The organism is Pseudoclavibacter caeni (assembly GCF_008831125.1).
GTDB lineage: Bacteria > Actinomycetota > Actinomycetes > Actinomycetales > Microbacteriaceae > Pseudoclavibacter_A > Pseudoclavibacter_A caeni.
Genome location: NZ_WBKA01000002.1, coordinates 340,243 through 354,850, shown reverse-complemented (window position 1 = coordinate 354,850; position 14,608 = coordinate 340,243). Strand labels below are relative to the sequence as shown.

Annotated in this window: 9 protein-coding genes and 1 pseudogene; 8 read left to right on the top strand and 2 right to left on the bottom strand. The window is 70.9% G+C overall.

All coding sequences use genetic code 11. The annotated features are described in order from the left end of the window. Positions 1 to 130 precede the first annotated feature (130 nt). From F8O02_RS04075 to F8O02_RS04050, 6 genes are all read left to right on the top strand, one after another. Positions 131 to 2,893, top strand: coding sequence for a DEAD/DEAH box helicase (locus F8O02_RS04075; protein ID WP_218859569.1), 2,763 nt, complete (start codon positions 131 to 133; stop codon positions 2,891 to 2,893). A 199-nt stretch (positions 2,894 to 3,092) separates the two neighbouring features. Further along, on the top strand, positions 3,093 to 3,677 hold the full coding sequence (locus F8O02_RS04070) for a peroxiredoxin (protein WP_158035953.1): 585 nt from the start codon (positions 3,093 to 3,095) through the stop codon (positions 3,675 to 3,677). Further along, entirely contained in the window at positions 3,674 to 4,207 is a 534-nt protein-coding gene (locus F8O02_RS04065; RefSeq protein WP_158035952.1) for a carboxymuconolactone decarboxylase family protein, read from the top strand. Before F8O02_RS04070 ends, F8O02_RS04065 begins: the two co-directional genes overlap by 4 nt. Before the next feature lie 136 nt (positions 4,208 to 4,343). Next, positions 4,344 to 5,174 (top strand): HAD family hydrolase, encoded by an 831-nt coding sequence (locus F8O02_RS04060; protein ID WP_225734107.1) that lies wholly within the window; start codon positions 4,344 to 4,346, stop codon positions 5,172 to 5,174. Between the two features lie 40 nt (positions 5,175 to 5,214). After that, positions 5,215 to 7,782 (top strand): glycoside hydrolase family 65 protein, encoded by a 2,568-nt coding sequence (locus F8O02_RS04055; protein WP_225734099.1) that lies wholly within the window; start codon positions 5,215 to 5,217, stop codon positions 7,780 to 7,782. A 133-nt stretch (positions 7,783 to 7,915) separates the two neighbouring features. Next, positions 7,916 to 8,758, top strand: a complete 843-nt coding sequence (locus F8O02_RS04050; protein ID WP_158035950.1) for an HpcH/HpaI aldolase/citrate lyase family protein — start codon at positions 7,916 to 7,918, stop codon at positions 8,756 to 8,758. Between the two features lie 82 nt (positions 8,759 to 8,840). On the opposite strand, the gene ppsA is transcribed toward F8O02_RS04050, so the two are convergent. Both ppsA and F8O02_RS04040 read right to left on the bottom strand, forming a co-directional pair. Then, positions 8,841 to 11,243 carry a phosphoenolpyruvate synthase gene (ppsA, locus tag F8O02_RS04045; RefSeq protein WP_158035949.1) on the bottom strand — a complete coding sequence of 801 codons (2,403 nt, stop codon included), beginning with the start codon at positions 11,241 to 11,243 and terminating at the stop codon, positions 8,841 to 8,843. Positions 11,244 to 11,403: 160 nt separating this feature from the next. Beyond that, positions 11,404 to 12,225 (bottom strand): pyruvate, water dikinase regulatory protein, encoded by an 822-nt coding sequence (locus F8O02_RS04040; protein WP_158035948.1) that lies wholly within the window; start codon positions 12,223 to 12,225, stop codon positions 11,404 to 11,406. A gap of 370 nt (positions 12,226 to 12,595) precedes the next feature. Here F8O02_RS04040 and F8O02_RS04035 point away from each other — a divergent pair. Together F8O02_RS04035 and F8O02_RS04030 are read left to right on the top strand one after the other, a co-directional pair. Next, a pseudogene (locus tag F8O02_RS04035) lies at positions 12,596 to 13,670 on the top strand (ISL3 family transposase); the annotation flags it as partial. A gap of 43 nt (positions 13,671 to 13,713) precedes the next feature. After that, positions 13,714 to 14,532: a CPBP family intramembrane glutamic endopeptidase gene (locus tag F8O02_RS04030; RefSeq protein ID WP_158035947.1), complete on the top strand. Its 819-nt coding sequence runs from the start codon at positions 13,714 to 13,716 to the stop codon at positions 14,530 to 14,532. Positions 14,533 to 14,608: the final 76 nt, after the last annotated feature.

Here is a 14,608-nt window from a genome sequence, read left to right as displayed (position 1 = left end):
CGTGAGGGTGCTGCGCGTTCCCACGATCTCGATGGGCGGCCTGGCGGCCCCCACCGTCTCGGGAACGGCGCGGACTCGAGACATCGGCGGTGACCTCTAGACTGGCGGGGATGACACGAGGACGGCGGCGATGACAGGCGCAGACGACATGGCCGCGGGCTCTGCGCCTGCGCATGCGGGGACGACGGAGCTCGCCTCGGAAGCCGAGCGCGCGGTGAACGCCAGCGCGGGTTCACAACAGGATGCACCCCGTGACGCCGGCCTCGCCCCGGCCGCCCATGGTGTCCCGTCGCTCGCCGCGCGGCTCGACCCCGACCGCGACCGGGACGACATGGACGCCGCGTACGAGGCGTTCTTCGCCTGGGTCGCCGAGCGGGGGATCGAGCCGTACGAGCACCAGCAGGAGGCCGTGCTCGAGCTCGCCGGCGGGTCGCACGTGATCCTCGCCACCCCGACCGGCTCGGGCAAGTCGCTCGTGGCCGTCGGTGCGATCTTCCTGGCGCTCTGGCGCGGAGGCCGCGCCGCGTACACCGCGCCGATCAAGGCCCTCGCCAGTGAGAAGTTCTTCGCCCTGATCGACGTGTTCGGCCCCGAGCGGGTCGGCATGGTCACCGGCGACAGCGCGGTCAACGCCGAAGCGGACGTCATCTGCTGCACGGCCGAGATCGTCGCCAATCAGGCACTGCGCGACGGCGACCGGGCGGGACTCGACACGGTCGTGATGGACGAGTTCCACTACTACGGCGACCCCGAGCGCGGGTGGGCGTGGCAGATGCCGCTGCTCCTGCTGCGCGACAGCCGGTTCCTGCTCATGTCCGCGACCCTCGGCGACGTCTCGGGGCTGCGGGAGCGCCTGGCCCGGCGCACCGAGCGCGAGGTCGCCCTGGTCGACGACGCCGAGCGTCCGGTGCCACTGCACTACGAGTACTCGCGCACCCCGCTCGTCGAGGAGGTCACCGAGCTCGTCCACGCGCACCGCGAGCCGATCTACATCGTGCACTTCGTCCAGGCCCAGGCCGTGGAGACGGCGCAGGGACTCGTCGGCGCCGGACTGGTGCCCCGGGAGCGGCGGGACCGCATCCGCGAGGCGCTCGGCGACTTCCGGTTCACGACCGGCTTCGGCCGCACGCTCTCCCGCCTCGTGCGCGCGGGCATCGGCGTGCACCACGCAGGGATGCTGCCCCGGTACCGCCGGCTCGTCGAGCAGCTCGCCCAGCAGGGGCTGCTGGCGATCATCTGCGGCACCGACACGCTCGGGGTGGGCATCAACGTGCCCATCCACACGGTGCTGCTCACGGGGCTGACGAAGTTCGACGGCACTCGGCAGCGGCACCTGACCGCCCGGGAGTTCCACCAGATCGCCGGTCGCGCCGGCCGCGCCGGCTTCGACACCGAGGGCGACGTGGTCGTCCAGGCGCCCGAGCATGAGATCGAGAACGCCCGGCTCGCGCGCAAGTACGCCGGCGACCCGAAGCGGCTGCGCAAGGCGGTGCGCAAGAAGGCGCCCGCGGGCCAGGTCTCTTGGGGCGAGCCGAGCTTCGAGCGGCTCGTGCACGCCGAGCCCGAGCCGCTGCGCTCGCGCATGCGCATCACGCACGGCATCCTGCTCAACGCGATCGCCCACGGTGGCGACGTGTTCGGGCGGGTGCGCGGGCTCATCCGCGACAGCGACGAGCCCCGGGCCGAGCGGTTCGCGCTCGCCCGCCGGGCCATCCAGCTGTACCGGACGCTCCGGGCGGCCGGCGTCGTCGAGCAGCATCGGTTCCCGGACGGCCGGGTCGTCATCCGCCTGGCGGAGGGAGTGGGGGAGCGCATCGCGCTCGACCAGCCGCTCTCGCCGTTCGCGCTGGCGGCGATCGAGCTGCTCGACCCGGAGAGCGAGACATACGCCCTGGACGTCGTGTCGGTCATCGAGGCGACGTTGGAGGATCCGCGCGTGGTGCTCGTCGCCCAGCAGCGGAAGGCCCGCGGCGAGGCGATCGCCGAGCTGAAGGCCGAGGGCGTCGAATACGACGAGCGGATGGAGATCGTCGAGGCGATCGAGTGGCCGAAGCCGCTGGCCGAGCTGCTCGAGGCCGCCTTTGACCGGTATCTGGAGGACGTGCCGTGGGCCGCGGACGAGCGGCTGCGCCCGAAGTCGGTGGTGCGCGACATGTTCGAGCGGGCGATGGACTTCCGCGACATGATCTCGTTCTACGACCTGCAGCGCAGCGAGGGCGTCGTGCTGCGCTATCTGACGGATGCGTACCGGGCGCTCGCGCACACGGTGCCCGACGAGCACAAGGACGAGGCGCTGCGCTCGATCATCGAGTGGCTCGGCGTGCTCGTCCGTCAGGTCGACTCCAGCCTGCTCGACGAGTGGGAGGCGCTCGCGCACCCGGACGAGGACGACACCGCCGGTCGCGGCGTGCGGCCGGGCGAGGTCGCCGTCGCCGGGCCGCCCCGGCTCAGCGACGACGTGCGCGGGCTGACCGTGCTCGTGCGCAACGAGCTGTTCCGTCGCGTCCAGCTGGCCGCGTTCGGCCGCGTCGACGAGCTGGCTGCCCTCGACGCCGACCACGTCGACGTCGGGGCGATGGACGCCGAGGCATGGCGGGCGGCGCTCGACCGGCTGCTCGCCGAGCATGAGGCGATCGGGTTCGACGCGGCGGCCCGCGCCCCGCGGCTCGTGACGATCGACCGCGAGCCGACCCGCGACGCGGCCGGGGCGGCGGACGCCGGGGTCGCCTCCCCGGACCAGCTGCCGGTGCGGTGGTGGACAGCACGGCAGCGCATCGACGACGCCGACCACGAGCAGGACTGGGAGTTCGTGGCGGTGGTGGACCTCGACGCGGGGGACGAGGCCGGCGAGGCGGTGGTCTGGGTGACGGCGCTGCGCGAGGTCGCCCGGTGACGTGCGAGGTGAGGTCGCCCGCGGACAGCCGTGCGAGGCCGCCCGCGTCTTGTCATCTGATGTTCACACGCGTCGCTTGAGGAACGCCCCGCGGCGACGTATATTTGAGTCAGGCAAAAGAGCGGCGGCTGGTAGTCGTCGCCCCTCCCCGCGCCGCGCACCCCGCGTGGCGTGATCCGTGACGGAAGGAAGACACGAAATGGCTGTGCTGACGATCGGCGACCAGTTCCCCGAGTACGAACTGACCGGCGTGGTGCCGGGCGACCTGACCCAGGTCGAGGCGTCCAAGCCGGAGGACTACTTCACCACCGTCTCGTCGAAGGAGCAGGCGGGCAAGTGGCGCGTCGTCTTCTTCTGGCCGAAGGACTTCACCTTCGTGTGCCCCACCGAGATCGCCGCCTTCGGCAAGCTGGCCGGCGACTTCGCCGACCGCGACTGTGAGATCTTCGGCGCCTCGGTCGACAACGAGTATGCGACCTACGCGTGGCGGCGCTCGCACGAGGAGCTGCGTGACCTGCCCATCGTGCTCGCCAGCGACGTGAAGCGCGAGCTCGTGACCGCGTGCGGCGTGCTCAACAACGAGGGCGTCGCCGACCGCGCGACGTTCATCATCGACCCGAACAACACGATCCAGTTCGTGTCCGTCGACGCCGGCTCGGTCGGCCGCAACACCGACGAGGTGCTGCGCCAGCTCGACGCTCTGCAGTCGGACGAGCTGTGCGCCTGCAACTGGAAGAAGGGCGCGGCCACCATCGACGCATTCGCGGAGCTGCAGCACGCATGAGCATCGAGAACCTGAAGAACGGGCTCCCGGAGTACGCCAAGGACCTCAAGCTGACGATCGGCACGCTCGTCCGTGACAGCCAACTGACCGAGCAGCAGCTGTGGGGCACGCTTGTCGCCACCGCGGCGGCCACCCGGGTCGAGTCGGTCATCGTCGAGGTCGTCGCCGAGGCGCGCGAGCACCTGAGCGACACCGCTCTGCAGGCCGCGCTCGGCGCGGCGACGATCATGGGCATGAACAACGTGTTCTATCGTGCCCGCCACTTCCTGCACGGTGCCTACGACGACATGCGAGCCGGCCTGCGGATGAACATCATCGGCCGCTCCGGCGGCGTCGAGAAGGCCGACTTCGAGCTGTGGTCGATGGCGGTCTCCGCCATCAATGGCTGCGAGCAGTGCCTCGGCTCCCACGAGGCGACCGTGCGCCAGGAGGGCATCGCTCGCGAGCAGGTGTGGGATGCTATCCGCATCGCCTCGGTGATGGGCGGCATCGGCCAGGCCGTCACTCTCGCGGAGGCTGTGGAGGTCTGATTCGTCACCTCGCATGATCGGTCGGAGGGCCGTCGTCCCGGATCCCAGGGGCGGTGGCCCTCCGTCGTGTCCGGACGTCCTGGCGCCATCGGTGCGCGCCGCCGGTGCGCCGGTTACAGTGGGACGCGTGGACACCATCACCCGCAGCGCAGACCGACCGGGCCGCGACCCGGCGCGGACGTTCGCCGGTCTCGACGCCGTGCTGCTTGATCTGGACGGCGTGCTCACCCCGACGGCGCTCGTGCACGAGCGCGCGTGGCAGGAGCTCTTCACCCTCGCGTTCGTCCGGCTCGGCGTCGCCGCGCCATTCACCGCCGCGGACTATCGCGAGCACGTGGACGGCCGCCCCCGCTATGATGGCGTGGCCGCGGTGCTGCGCTCGCGCGGCGTCACACTGCCGGAGGGAGACCCGGCGGATCCTGCGGGCTTCGGGACGGTGTGCGCGCTCGGCAACCTGAAGAACGAGCTGTTCACTCGGGGGCTCGATCGCGACGGGGTGACCGCCTACCCGGGGTCGGTGCGTCTGCTCGACGCGCTCCAGCGTCGCGGCGTCGCCCTCGCGGTGGTCTCGAGCTCCCGCAACGCCCGTCGCGTGCTCGCCGTCGCCGGTCTCGCCGACCGGCTGCCTGTCGTCGTCGACGGGGTGGCCGCGGCCGCCGCCGGTCTCGCCGGCAAGCCTGCCCCGGACACGTACCTGCATGCGGCGCGTCTGCTCGGCGTGTCCCCGCGGCGCGCGGCCGTCATCGAGGACGCCGTCTCCGGCGTCGCGGCGGGACACGCCGGCGGGTTCCGGCGTGTGGTCGGCGTCGATCGCGGTGCGGGGCACCAGGCCCTCCTCGATGCCGGTGCCGACGTGGTCGTCGCGGATCTCGCCGAGCTCGTCTCGGAGGACGCCGGCGTGGCGGCTGACCGGGGCGTCGTGACCGCGGTGGACGGGCCGGCGGCGACCGGGGCCGGCCGGCGATGACGGAGACCGCCGGGGCCGGCGAGACGGGAGAGGACGCGCGATGACGACATCCGGGATGACCGCGCTCGGCCGGCCGTGGAGTCCGACCGACATCGACCGCACGCGGTTCCGCGTCGACGAGTGGGGACTGCGGGAGGACCGCTTCGACACCAGCGATCTCGGCGTCGTGGAGACCCTCTTCACGGTGTCGAACGGGTACATCGGCTTCCGCGGCAACCACGAGGAGGGGCGCACCAGCTGGGAGCAGGGCACCTATCTCAGCGGCCTGCACGAGACTTGGGAGATCCGGCATGCCGAGGAGGCGTTCGGGTTCGCGAAGGTCGGCCAGAGCATGATCAACGCCCCCGACGCGCGGCCCATGCGGCTGTACGTCGACGATGAGCCGTTCATCCCCGACAAGGCCGAGATCCTCGACTATCACCGTCGCCTCGACTTTCGCACCGGCATTCTCACCCGCGAGGTCGTCTGGCGCACGCCGTCGGCGAAGATCGTGCGCATCCGCAGCGAGCGGATGACGTCCTTCGCTCAGCGGCACGTCGCCCTGCTCCGTCTCGAGGTGACCATGCTGCGGGGCAGCGCGCCGATCGCCGTCTCGTGCCAGATCATGAACCGGCAGGACGGCGAGGACGACTTCGGTGTGCGTCAGCACTCCCTCGGCAAGGGGATCGAGCCGCGCAAGGCCAAGCAGTTCCAGCACCGCGTGTACCTGCCCCGGTATCGGTATCAGGAGGGCACCCGCAGCATCCTCGGGTATCGGGTGGCGCAGTCGGGCATGACCGTTGCCGTCGCCGCGGACCATCTGCTCGAGACGGCCGACCCGGTGCACGTCTCGGGCACGATCACTGACGACCTGGCCCGCAACGTGTTCGAGATCGACGCGAGCGAGGGCGTGACGACGACCGTGACGAAGCTCGTCGCCTACCACTCCTCGGGCGGCTACCCGGTGCAGGAGCTCGTCGATCGGTGCGTGCGGACGCTGCGCCGCGCCGGCGCGCTCGGGGCCGACGGCCTGCGCCGGCAGCAGCGGGAGTGGCTCGACGAGTTCTGGGCCCGCAGCGACGTGCGCATTCCCGACCAGCCGGTCGTGCAGCAGGCCGTGCGCTGGAACCTCTTCCAGCTCATCCAGGCCTCCGCTCGCGCCGAGGGGTGGGGCGTGCCCGCGAAGGGCCTGACCGGAAGCGGCTACAGCGGCCACTACTTCTGGGACACCGAGGTGTTCGCACTGCCGTTCCTGACCTACACCTCGCCGGAGGTCGCCCGCAACGCCCTGCGGTTCCGGGTGCAGATGCTGCCGCAGGCCCGGCGTCGGGCCGAGGCGCTCAGCCTCGAGGGGGCGCTGTTCCCGTGGCGCACGATCAACGGCGAGGAGTCCTCCGCGTACTACGCGGCGGGCACCGCCCAATACCACATCGATGCCGACATCACCTACGCGATCGCAAAGTACGTCGCGGCCACGCACGACTGGTCGTTCCTCGCCCGCGAGGCGATCGACGTGGTCGTGGAGACCGCCCGGATGTGGGCGTCACTGGGCTTCTGGCGCGGCGTCAACGGCGAGCGCCGGTTCAACATCCACGGGGTGACGGGGCCGGACGAGTACACGACCGTGGTGAACAACAACCTGTTCACGAACGTCATGGCGCAGTTCAACCTGCGCTACGCCTGCGGCGCGCTGGCCCGGATCGCCCAGCTGCGTCCGGATGACGCGCTGCGCGCGCGCGAGCGGCTGCACCTCGGCGACGAGGAGATCCGCACCTGGGAGCTCATGGCGGATCGGATGATGATCCCCTTCAACGCCCACTTCGGCATCCACCCGCAGGACGAGCAGTTCCTCGACCGGGACGTGTGGGACATCGAGCACACGCCGCCGGAGCAGCGGCCGCTGCTGCTGCACTTTCACCCGCTCGTCATCTACCGCTACCAGGTGGTCAAGCAGGCGGACGTCGTGCTCGCCCTCTACCTGTGCGGCGAGGCGTTCACCCCGGCGGACAAGCGCGCGGACTTCGAGTATTACGAGCCGCTGACGACGGGCGACTCGACGCTGTCGGCCGGCGTGCAGGCGATCATGGCCGCCGAGGTCGGCTACCAGGAGCTCGCGTACGACCACTTCATGTCGGCGCTGTTCATCGACCTGTGCGATCTGCACCACAACACCGACGACGGGGTGCACGTCGCCTCGGCCGGCGGGGTGTGGAGCACGATCGTCGCCGGTTTCGGCGGGATGCGTGACACGGGCGGCCGGATCTCCTTCGACCCGCGACTGCCCGCGCAGTGGCGGGCGCTGTCGTTCCCGCTCACGGTCGCCGGCACCCGGGTGCGGTTCACGCTCGCTGCGGACGCGCTGGCCGCGGAGGTGGAGGAGGGCGACGCGCTGGAGTTCTCCGTGCACGGCGAGGCGTGGACGGTGCGTCGCGGCGAGCCGGTGCGGGTGCCGCTCGCCGGGCAGGGGCCGGTGATCTCAGGCGAGCCCGAGATCGAGGATCTCGACGGGCTGCGCCGCGAGGACGGGACGCTGCTGACGGCGTCGATCCCCGTGGTCACCACGGAGATCCCGGTGATCGGACCGGATGGGAGCCCGGTCGGCGGGCCGGACGGGGCGGGGTCGCGCTGACCGGGGCACGTCGGCCGGGTGGCGCTCGAGCCTCGCTCGACCGACGGCATGGCGGTGGAGCGGCGCCGGGCGCGGATCGCCGGCACGCCGGCGCGGGCCGACACCGGCATCCCACGTGGCTACCATGGACGCCATGGGCATCAGGAACGAACGTGCGGCGAGTCTGCCGGCCAAGCTCTCCCGGAGCTGGCTGCTGACTCCGCCGCGGGACGAGCAGACACTGCTGGACGCGCTGGCGAGCGAGGCCGACTCGGTCGTCTTCGACATCGAGGACGGCGTGCCGGACGAGGACAAGCCGGCCGCGCGGCAGCTCGCGACGACGGCGCTGAACGACGGGATGAGCGCCTGGGTGCGCATCAACCCGGCGGGCACCGAGCTGTGGCGTGATGACGTGGAGGCGCTGCGCGGGGCGACAGGGCTCCGCGGCGTCATGCTGGCGAAGACGGAGACGGCCGACCAGGTCGCGCTCACCGGGCAGCTGCTGAACCCGGGCACCCCGGTCGTGGCGCTGCTGGAGAGCGGACTCGGCATCGAGAACGCGCCATTCATCGCGAAGGCGCCGGGCACGTTCCGGCTCGCCTTCGGCGTGGGGGACTTCCGCCGTGACACCGGTGCGGGCAACACCCCGATGGCGCTCGCCTACGCGCGCAGCCGCATGGTCGTCGCCTCTCGGGTCGGCGAGCTGCCGGGTCCCATCGACGGGCCGGTGCTCAGCGACGACCCGGCCGTCATCGCATCCGCCTGTCAGGTGACCACGGAGATGGGCATGACCGGCAAGCTCGTGGTGCGGGCGGGACAGCTCGCCCAGGTCAACGAGCACCTCTCGCCGACGCCGTCGGAGATCGCCTGGGCGCGCGACCTGCTCGACAAGGACGCGGCCGGCGTTTCCGGTGCGGACGGCAGCTGGCTGCCCCGGCTCTCGCGGGCGAAGAAGATCAGTAGGCTGGCGGCCTCGTTCGGGCTCTGGAACAGCTAGCGGACAGGCGGACGCACGACGGGGCGGGCCGCCGGAGAACATCTCCGGTGGCCCGCCACGTCCGCCGTGGCGGCCGCCGCGATCAGGCCTGCGCGGCGCGCGCCTTCTCGTGCTCGGCGATCGCCAGCCAGGTGTCGACGACCGTGTCTGGGTTGAGCGAGATCGACACGATGTGCTGGTCGACGAGCCACTCGGCCAGATCCGGGTGGTCGCTCGGGCCCTGGCCACAGATGCCGACGTACTTGCCGCGGCGGTTGGCGGCCTCGATGGCCATGCCGAGCATCTTCCGCACGGCGGGGTCGCGCTCGTCGAACTCGTCGGCGACGAGGGAGGAGTCGCGGTCGAGGCCCAGGGTCAGCTGGGTCATGTCGTTCGAGCCGATCGAGAACCCGTCGAAGACGTCGAGGAACTCGTCGGCGAGCAGCGCGTTGCTCGGGATCTCGCACATCATGTAGATCTCCAGACCGTTCTCACCCTGGACGAGCCCGTTGGCGGCCATCAGGTCGACGACGCCGCGGGCCTCGTGCACGGTGCGCACGAACGGCACCATGAGCTTCACGTTCGTCAGCCCGATCTCGTCGCGCACGAGCTTCATGGCCCGGCACTCCAGCTCGAAGCAGGCCTTGAAGTCGGGGGAGACGTAGCGGGAGGCGCCGCGCCAGCCGAGCATCGGGTTCTCCTCGTGCGGCTCGTAGCGGTCACCGCCGAGCAGGTTGGCGTACTCGTTTGACTTGAAGTCGCTCATGCGCACGACGATGGGCTTCGGGGCGAACGCGGCGGCGATCATGGACACGCCCTCCGCGACCCGCTTGACGAAGTAGTCGGTGGGGCTGTCGTAGGCGGCGATGCGCTGTTCGATCTCGGCGCGCAGCTCGGGGGTCTGGTCGTCGAGCTCCAGCAGTGCCCTGGGGTGGATGCCGACCTGGCGGTTGACGATGAACTCGAGCCGGGCGAGGCCGACGCCGCTGTTGGGCAGCTTCGCGAAGGTGAACGCCTGATCCGGGGTGCCCACGTTCATCATGATCTTCACCGGGATCTCCGGCATGTGGTCGAGCTCGGTGCGCTTCAGCTCGAAGTCGGCCCGGCCGTCGTAGACGAAGCCGGTCTCGCCCTCGGCACACGAGACGGTGACCTCGCGGCCCTGGGCGAGGGCGCGGGTCGCGTCGCCGGTGCCGACCACGGCCGGGATGCCGAGCTCGCGGGCGATGATCGCCGCATGGCAGGTGCGCCCACCACGGTTCGTGACGATCGCGCTGGCCTTCTTCATGATCGGCTCCCAGTCGGGGTCCGTGATGTCGGCGACGAGCACCTCGCCGTCGGCGAAGTCGGCCATCTGGTCGAGCGAGTCGAGCACGTGCACGGGGCCGGCGCCGATGCGCTGGCCGATCGCGCGGCCCTCGATGAGCACGTCGCCCTTGTCGGCGCCGATGTCGAAGCGCTCGAGGGTGTGCGACCCCTGCTCGCGGGAGCGGACGGTCTCGGGACGGGCCTGTAGCACGTACAGGCGGCCGTCGAGGCCGTCGCGGCCCCACTCGATGTCCATCGGGCGTCCGTAGTGCTCCTCGATGGCGAGGGCGTGACGGGCGAGCTGCTGCACCTCGTCGTCGGTGAGGCTCAGCCGACGCCGGTCGGCCTCGGGCACCTCGACGAACTCGGTGGTGCGGCCGACGGCCTCGTCCTCGGTGTAGACCATCTTGAGCGCCTTGGTGCCGACCGAGCGCTTGAGGATGGCCGGTCGGCCGGCGCGCAGGGCCGGCTTGTACACATAGAACTCATCGGGGTTGACCGCGCCCTGCACGACGCCCTCGCCGAGGCCGTACGCGCTCGTGATGAACACGGCGTCGGTGAACCCGGACTCGGTGTCGAGGGTGAACATGACGCCGGAGGCGCCGATGTCGCTGCGGACCATCCGCTGGATGCCGGCGGACAGCGCGACGTCCTCGTGATCGTAGTGGTTGTGCACGCGGTAGGCGATCGCGCGATCGTTGTACAGCGACGCGTAGACTTCCTTGATCGCGGCGAGCACGTGGTCGATGCCGCGTACGTTCAGGTAGGTCTCCTGCTGGCCGGCGAAGGACGCGTCGGGGAGATCCTCGGCGGTGGCGGAGGAGCGGACCGCGAACGACACGGCTGTGGGGTCGTCGTACGACTCGGTGAGCTTCTCGAAGGCGGTGCGGATGTCGGCCTCGAGCCGCTCGGGGAACGGCGTCTCGCGCACCTTCGCGCGGATGTCGCGTCCAGCCGCGGCCAGAGCGGTCACGTCATCGGCGTCCAGGTCGGCGAGGGTGCGGAAGATGTGGTCGCGCACGCCCGACTCGTCGAGGAAGGTGTGGAACGCCTCGGAGGTCGTCGCGAAGCCCTCGGGCACGTTCACCCCGGCGCTGGACAGATTCTGGATCAGCTCGCCCAGCGACGCGTTCTTGCCGCCGACACGGTCGATGTCGTCAAGCCCGGCCTCGGTGAACCACAGGATGTTCTCGGACACTGGTCTCCTTATAAGTGAGTGGCCCTGCACGGTCGCGTCCGCGGGTCTCGTGGACGCACGCGAAAAAGTATAGTCGCAATATGATTACCGGCGGCGACCGGACCCTGTGGATCCGGGGCACCGGGCGCCATCGCCTGTGCGGCCTGCGGCGGCGTCGGGCTCAGACCGCCAGATGCATCTGGTGGATGATGATCGACGACATCTCCTCGACCGACTTGTTCGCGGAGTTGAGGAACGGGATGCCGTGGTCGCGGTACATGATCTCCGCCGCTCGCAGCTCGTGCCGGCACTGGTCCAGGGAGGCGTAGCGGGAGCCGGGGCGGCGCTGCTGGCGCACCTCGCTCAGCCGTTCCGGGGTGGAGAGCAGACCGAAGCATTTGTCGGCCAGCGGGGCGATCGGCGCGGGCAGGTCGGGGGAGTCGAAGTCCTCGTGGATGAGCGGGTAGTTCGCCACGAACACCCCGTGCTGCAGGGCGAGGTACATCGTCGTCGGGGTCTTGCCGCACCGGGAGGGGGCAATGAGGATGATCTGGGCGCGGTCGAGCGCCCGCAGGCTCTGCCCGTCGTCGTGCTCGATGGCGAACTCCACGGCGTACATGCGGGCGTTGTAGCGCTCCAGATCGCCCTGGCCGTGGGCGCGCCCGGGGGCGTGGCTCGCCTCGACGCCCAGGGCGGCCTCGAGCCGGTGGGTGTGCTCGCCGAGCAGGTCGATCACGAGCGCGCGGCTGCCGGAGAACACCTGGCGGATCTCGTCGGAGATGACCGTGGAGAACACGAGCGGGATCGGCTGGGTCGCTGCGAGCGCGTCGATGTGGCGCACGACGCTGCGGGCGTACTCGACCGAGTTGACGAAGGGGATCGTGGCGCGCACGAACCGCTGTTCGGGGAACTGGGTGAGCAGCGTGTTGCCGAGGGTCTCCGCGGTGATCCCGGTGCCGTCGGAGACGAAGAACACCGAGTGCGTCTCGCGGTCGTCGACCATGTGCGCTCCTTTCGGGGACGCCGTCCACGATACCGCAGGGGACACCGTGCCCACGGCGCCCTTCGCCGCAAGGCCGTGGACGGGGATGTCGGTCGCCAGGCGGGAGCGGCGTGGTCGGCGGTGACAGCCGTGGCGGATCCCGTTCTGGCAGCATGCGACCTGCTCGGCCGGTGAAGAGGTGTGCTGTGACAAGACCGTGCCGGCTGACGATTCCCGCGAATGGAAGAGGCTCTTCGCGATCGTGGGTGTAGTCGGTTGAGCGCGTCGCTGGCCGGGCAGGGGGGCGAGGTCCCCCGGATGATGGAGGTTCTTCACGCTCACCACCGCTGAAAGGCCTCGACGTGCTCCACCCACGTTCGCGACCCCTGACCTGACCACGTTCTGCCGCCTCGACGAGTTCGGCTTGTCGCCGCGGGCGAAGACCTCTCGCCTCGGCGTGGCGTGGGTGTTCGTGGGTGTTGCGGGGGATCGTCATCGACCAGCTCCCCCCCCGCGGCAGGTCTCGGGGTGTCGTGGCATACCGCGAACACCGCGATCCTCGCCGAAGGCAGACGGCGGCTCATCGGCGACCCGACGAGGTTCGACGGGGTGACCACGATCGGTGTCGACGAGCATGTCTGTCGTCACACGAGGTTCGGTGACAACGACGTCACCGTGATCATCGACCTCACCCCAGTCCGCGCCAAGACGGGCCCCGCCAGGCTGCTGGACATGGTCGAGGGCAGGGCGAGGGCCGTGTTCAGGCAGTGGCTCGCTGAAAGGCCCGGGGAATGGAGCAAGCGGATTGAGGTGGTCGGGATGGATGGGTTCGCAGGGCTCAGGACCGCTGCGGCCGAAGAACTCCCCGACGCGACGCCGGTCATGGATTCCTTCCATGTCGTTCGTCTCACTCGTGACGCGCTCGATGTCTGCCGGCGCCGCGTCCAGCAGGATCTGTTCGGGCGCCGCGGGATGAGAATGCCCCGCTCTGCAAGGCACGCCGCACCCTCCACACCGGTGACAGCCTGCTCACCGGCAGGCAGAGGGCCAGATGCGAGGCGCTGTCCGCTGTCGAGGAGCTTGTCGAGGTCGAAGTGACCTGGGGCGTCTGCCAGCGCATGATCGCCGCCTGTCGTGAACTCGAGCTGACGTGAACCCGATAAGACGCCAGGGCCGTGGCACAGGCTGTGATCGACGCGGTCAGCAGTGGCGTCCCCGCCCGGCGCGTCGGACAAGGCGAGCCCGGCCGCGCCACGAAGCAGCGCTCGGCGGACTTCCTCGCATTCATCGACCGGCCCGGAGCCGAACCAGCAACGGAACCAGCAACGGGTCGACCGAGACGATCAACGGACGCCTCGAGCGCCTGCGCGACTCGACCCTGCGGGTCGACCGAGGGGGCCAGGAATCCGACCCACTGCATCGCGCGGAGTCTGCTCGAAGCCGGAGGGGCCAGACCAACCCCGCACCTCACAATCGTGAAGAGCCTGGGAGTGCCTCTAGGATCGTCGCATGCGCGCGCACTGGCCTCAGGCTCGACCGATCGCTCCCTGGCGGCGGGCGCGCACGCGCGCCGAGGTGTGGATCGTGCTCGGCATGACCCTCGGCGCCTCGGCGGTCTCCGCCGTCCTCTCGCTGACCGCGAAGCTGCTGGCACCCGGCGGGCTCTCCGGACAGTCGACGACCCTCAACCCGCAGCGGGCGAGCACACCCTGGCTCGACCTGGCCGTGCAGCTGGCCGACCTCGGCCTGGGGCTCGTCCCGGTCGCCCTCGTGCTGTGGCTGCTGGGCGTGCGGATGCGGCCCGACACCGGGTCGGGGCTGCGCGGCGGGGCGGCACGGCTCGGGCTCGGCGCGCCGCCTGACGCCCGCACGCTCGGCCGGGGCGCCCTGCTCGCCGCGATGATCGGCGTGCCGGGGCTCGCCCTGTACGCGGCGGGCCGGGCGCTCGGCGTCACCGCGCTGGTCGTGCCCAGCGGCCTTGACGCGCGCTGGTGGACGGTGCCGGTGCTGCTGCTGAGCGCGCTGGAGGCCGCGCTCGTGGAGGAGACGATCGTCTCCGGCTGGCTCGTCATCCGGCTGCGCGAGCTCGGCCACGGCTGGGCGACGGTCACGGTGCTCGTCTCGCTGCTGCGCGGCGCCTACCACCTCTACCAGGGGTTCGGGGCGTTCCTCGGCAACGCGGTGATGGGGGCGGTGTTCCTGGCCGCCGCGCGCCGGTGGGGCGGCGTCGCCCCGCTCGTGGTCGCCCACCTGCTGCTCGACACGGTCGCGTTCGTCGGCTGGCAAGCGCTCGGCGGGTGGCTCATGTCCACGGGGCTGCTCGGCTGAGGTCGTGCAGGGGAGCGTCGGTCGCGGGGGATCGGGGCGTCGACCGGGACGCCACGGGGCGGGCCCCCAGACGGGC